The sequence below is a fragment of the Nitrosomonas sp. genome (genome assembly GCF_022842015.1).
In the GTDB taxonomy this organism is placed as follows: Bacteria; Pseudomonadota; Gammaproteobacteria; order Burkholderiales; family Nitrosomonadaceae; genus Nitrosomonas.
In genome coordinates this window covers 1-4,750 of the sequence record NZ_JALHQJ010000117.1, presented here as the reverse complement: position 1 = coordinate 4,750, position 4,750 = coordinate 1, and the positions used below count along the sequence as shown (strand labels likewise).

Below are 4,750 nucleotides of genomic sequence, written 5' to 3'. Positions count from 1 at the left end.
TTCTTTGCAGCACTGAGCATTTTCTTTTCAACACGCTGCATTTCTTTGGCTAATTGGGTTTCACTCATGACATCATAGCGCGCCTGTGCTTGTGCAGCTTTGAGATTTTGCTGCGATGATTCATAGTTATAAACGCCATCAATGAGATCTTTAATCCTCTTGTTCACCGATCGAGGAGTAATTTGATGCTGCAAATTATGATCTATTTGCTTCTGGCGCCGACGATCCGTCTCATCAATCGCAGCACGCATGGATTTGGTGATGGTATCAGCGTAGAGAATGGCGGTACCGTTGATATGACGGGCAGCCCGGCCGATGGTTTGAATCAGTGACCTCTCCGAGCGCAGGAAACCCTCCTTATCGGCATCCAGTATCGCGACCAGGGAAACTTCCGGGATATCTAATCCTTCACGCAGTAAATTAATTCCGATCAGCACATCAAACTGTCCCAGTCGTAAATCACGGATAATTTCAACGCGCTCCACCGTATCGATATCTGAATGCAGATACCGCACCTTGATTTGATGTTCGGAAAAATAATCGGTTAAATCTTCTGCCATGCGTTTTGTCAGCGTGGTAACCAATACACGTTCATTCTTGGCTGTACGCAAACTGACCTCGGACATTAAATCATCGACCTGGGTCGTTACTGGACGTACCTCTAGCATCGGATCGACCAACCCGGTAGGCCGCACCACCTGTTCTACAATCTGCCCGCTATGTTGATGTTCATAATTCGCGGGTGTTGCCGACACAAAAACAGTCTGTGGCATCCTTTTTTCAAATTCTTCAAAACGCAACGGACGATTATCCAAAGCGGACGGCAGGCGAAAACCATAATTCACCAAATTCTCCTTGCGCGATCGATCACCTTTATACATTCCTCCGATCTGCGGCACCGTGACATGGCTTTCGTCAATAATCATCAATGCATTGGATGGCAAGTAATCGAGCAAGGTCGGCGGCGGTTCTCCAGGTTTCTTGCCGGAAAGATGACGCGAGTAGTTTTCAATTCCTTTACAGAACCCTAATTCATTGAGCATTTCCAGATCAAAGCGGGTTCGCTGCTCAAGACGCTGGGCTTCAACTAGACGATGTTCCTGATAATAATATTCCAGTCGCTCACGCAGTTCATTTTTGATGGCTTCCATTGCGCGCAATGTGGTACTTCGCGGTGTAACATAGTGACTGGATGGATAGACGGTGAATCGCGATAATTTTTGCAGGATACGGCCGGTCAGGGGGTCAAATAATGACAGGCTATCCACTTCATCATCGAATAATGACACCCTTATCGCAGCTTCCGAATTTTCTGCCGGAAAAACATCCACCACATCCCCTCGGACGCGAAATACCCCACGTTTAAATTCCAACTCATTACGTTCGTATTGCATCTCGGTCAAACGTTTTATGACGTCACGCTGAGAAATTTTCTCACCGTTGCGCAAATGCAGAATCATGCCATGATAATCCACCGGATCACCGATACCGTAGATACATGACACGGTAGCCACAATAATAACGTCATCGCGCTCCAGCAAGGATTTTGTCGCAGATAGACGCATCTGTTCGATGTGCTCATTGATGCTGGAATCTTTCTCAATAAACAAATCCCGCGCAGGCACATATGCTTCGGGCTGATAGTAATCGTAATAAGAAACAAAGTACTCGATGGCGTTCTCTGGGAAAAATTCGCGCATCTCAGCATACAGTTGCGCCGCCAGTGTTTTGTTTGGCGCGATTAAAATTGCCGGACGTCCCGAATGGGCAATCATGTTAGCAATCGTATAGGTTTTCCCCGATCCGGTAACCCCCAGCAATGTTTGAAACGCAAGACCATCATTCATCCCATCAATTAGTTGCGTAATAGCTGCAGGTTGATCTCCTGCGGGTGCAAATGTCTGATGTAATTTGAACGGACTATTGGGGAAGGTTACGATCACAGGTATAATTCCGACTAAACAATTATGCTTTTATACCATTCTAACATGCCGTTCTATTTATTTTAGTGCGAGGATTTTTTGTGGAACTCTCTAGTCGCGTTCAAGCTATCAAACCATCTCCCACCCTCGCTGTTACTGCGCGTGCCGCTAAGCTCAAATCTGAAGGTAAAGATATTATAGGGTTGGGCGCAGGCGAACCTGACTTTGATACTCCTCAACATATCAAGGACGCCGCGATAACTGCGATCAACAAAGGTCAAACAAAATATACCCCCGTCGGCGGAACACCTAGTTTAAAAAACGCTATTGTGGCAAAGTTTAAACGTGAGAATAATTTTGATTTTGACCCCAAACAAATTTTAGTTTCCTGTGGAGGTAAGCAGAGTTTCTTTAACCTGGCGTTATCTGTAATCAATCTAGGGGATGAAGTGATTATTCCAGCGCCCTACTGGGTTTCCTATCCTGACATTGTGCTTATTGCTGAAGGTAAGCCTGTGTTTATCGATACCGGCATTGAGCAGAATTTCAAGATATCCGCGCAACAACTGGAGGCGGCCATTACGCCCAAAACAAAAATGTTTGTCGTCAACAGTCCCAGCAATCCGACTGGAGCTGTCTATACTTTTGATGAACTCAAAGCACTGGGTGAAGTTTTACGCAAACATCCCAAAATTCTCATTGCTACCGATGACATGTACGAACACATCCTGCTTACTGGGGAACGATTTGGGAATATCGCTAATGCCTGTCCTGATTTATTGCCCCAAACCATGGTTCTCAATGGTGTTTCCAAGGCTTACTCAATGACAGGGTGGCGAATCGGCTATTGTGGCGGGCCTGCACACATCATTTCAGCCATGGAAAATATTCAGTCGCAAAGCACATCGAATCCAAGCTCTATTTCGCAGGCAGCTGCAGAAGCGGCACTCAATGGGGACCAATCGTGTATCAATCCAATGGTGGCGGCATTCAAAGAACGTAACATCTTTATGGCTGAACAATTGAATCAAATCAATGGTGTGCGGTGTTTACTTTCGCAAGGCGCATTCTATGCATTCGCAGATGCTAGCAAGTCAATCGATGCGTTATTTAAAAAAAATCTGATAAGCGCACCTAATGATATCGTATATAGCGAATATCTTCTGGAAAAAGCCGGAGTCGCTGTGGTTCCAGGCTCCGCATTTGGATGTGAAGGTTATATGCGACTATCATTTGCCACCTCAATGGAAAATCTAAGGCAGGCATTAAGTCGGATGAGAAATCTGCTGGAATAAGACCATCAGATCCAGCAAATTTATATTTTTTTAATGAAGCGCGGCCAGCATTGCTGCTTTTTTAGTTTTCCCAGCTCGTGAGGGAACATTGCATAATCCACAGACGTGATTGGAGTGAATTTCCAGTGTGTGCACTACATACTTGCCGTGACATTTCACACAAGGCGCGATGCACAACACGCCACTTTCGACAAAACGCGCTAAAGTCCACGCACGCGTTAAGCTTAATACTTTTTCTAATTGATTGACTTTAACATGTTCATCATAAAGCCTATAACTTTTAATTAATGCATTAATACCTTTAACGCCTGTATTTTCTGTCACATAATGGTATATGTTTATAAACAGTGAAGAATGCATATTTGGCTGCCAGCTTATAAACCAATCTTCCGAATAAGGCAGCATACCCTTGGGAGGCGATACTCCTCTAATTTCTTTATATAACTTCACTAATCTTTCACGACTCAGGTCAGTGTTCATTTCCAACACTTGTAATCGAGCCCCTAATTGAATCAATTCAGTCGCCAGTTGAATTTGCTTAGCCTCGGTGATAATGCTTCGATTGCGCATGATGTTGCCCTCTTTATATATTTACTTCTACGCTACAGCTTCAGCAGGTTTTCCAGCCATCAAAATAGCTGCATGCGATTTAGCGACAGATTGCTCACGATTATCGTTGGATAACATTTCGGCAATCAAACGATCATCAAAACGGAAACGACAAAGCAGCATATTTGTTGCCGCCATTTTAATTAATTGCGCAGAAGTTAACTTATCCAGAATGTCCGCCAAGTCCTGGTTAACGCCCAGCCGATACATGGCAGATACCCTGTCATCATGCAGCATTTGCTTTGCAAGCAATAGATAGTTTAAGTTGATATCCCGGATCTCATCCAACATTTGATCTGTTTGCATTTAATCACCCCTTAAGTAAATAATATTTAATCAAAAATACGCATTCGTGTAGGTGACATTTTCAAGTATGACGCAATGGAAGTAAATGGAAGTTAGGCTTAAACGGAGCTAGGTAATCTTCTTATCGCAATATAGGAATTTTGACTACAGAATGAAAATAATAATGAGTTAAATATACGGGGTTTTTTACTGGTTTGGTTAACTGCGCACATGTCAGTTATTTGTGGTCTGATAACAGAAGAAAAACTCGGGCACGATGCTGTATACAGTCATGATAGAACCGAGCTAACCTTCAGCCCCAATTCTTCCGGAATACCCGGGTCATCGAGTCACTGTATTTTTTGTTTCGGGTTTCTGAATACCGAACGATCAATAGAATTCATCATATCATGGACACAAGGAACACCCATCTTGAGAATATCGATGGAAAAATACTTTAAACTAATAATCTTCGTTAGAAACTAATACATTTTGTACTGCGGTCTTGAATATCTAATCATTAGGCTATGTAACAATTAATTATTGAATTGTTTGTCCAACGTGCATTGAGATATAGAGGTGTGCACAATGAAATCAACGGAATTCAAAGCATGGATGGAATTGATTGAACGCATGAGT

The 4,750-nt window shown here is 43.3% G+C and carries 4 protein-coding genes; 1 reads left to right on the top strand and 3 read right to left on the bottom strand.

Annotation, left to right across the window (positions count from 1 at the left end):
• Positions 1 to 1,943 (bottom strand): excinuclease ABC subunit UvrB (uvrB, locus tag Q0C11_RS14370; RefSeq protein ID WP_293009140.1); only part of this gene is annotated, 1,943 nt, incomplete at its 3' end.
• Positions 1,944 to 2,023: 80 nt separating this feature from the next.
• On the opposite strand from uvrB, the gene Q0C11_RS14365 reads away from it, so the two are divergent.
• The gene (locus Q0C11_RS14365; RefSeq protein WP_293009138.1) at positions 2,024 to 3,217 is read left to right on the top strand and encodes a pyridoxal phosphate-dependent aminotransferase; all 1,194 of its coding nucleotides are present in this window, start codon (positions 2,024 to 2,026) and stop codon (positions 3,215 to 3,217) included.
• Between the two features lie 30 nt (positions 3,218 to 3,247).
• On the opposite strand, the gene flhC is transcribed toward Q0C11_RS14365, so the two are convergent.
• Positions 3,248 to 3,787, bottom strand: a complete 540-nt coding sequence (gene flhC, locus Q0C11_RS14360; RefSeq protein WP_293009136.1) for a flagellar transcriptional regulator FlhC — start codon at positions 3,785 to 3,787, stop codon at positions 3,248 to 3,250.
• Between the two features lie 27 nt (positions 3,788 to 3,814).
• Positions 3,815 to 4,132 (bottom strand): flagellar transcriptional regulator FlhD, encoded by a 318-nt coding sequence (flhD, locus tag Q0C11_RS14355; protein ID WP_293009134.1) that lies wholly within the window; start codon positions 4,130 to 4,132, stop codon positions 3,815 to 3,817.
• Positions 4,133 to 4,750: the final 618 nt, after the last annotated feature.

Excerpts from the sequence above, each read along its gene's own strand:
- flhC (WP_293009136.1), bottom strand. The coding sequence starts at position 3,787 with ATGCGCAATCGAAGCATTATCACCGAGGCTAAGCAAATTCAACTGGCG.
- flhD (WP_293009134.1), bottom strand. The coding sequence starts at position 4,132 with ATGCAAACAGATCAAATGTTGGATGAGATCCGGGATATCAACTTAAAC.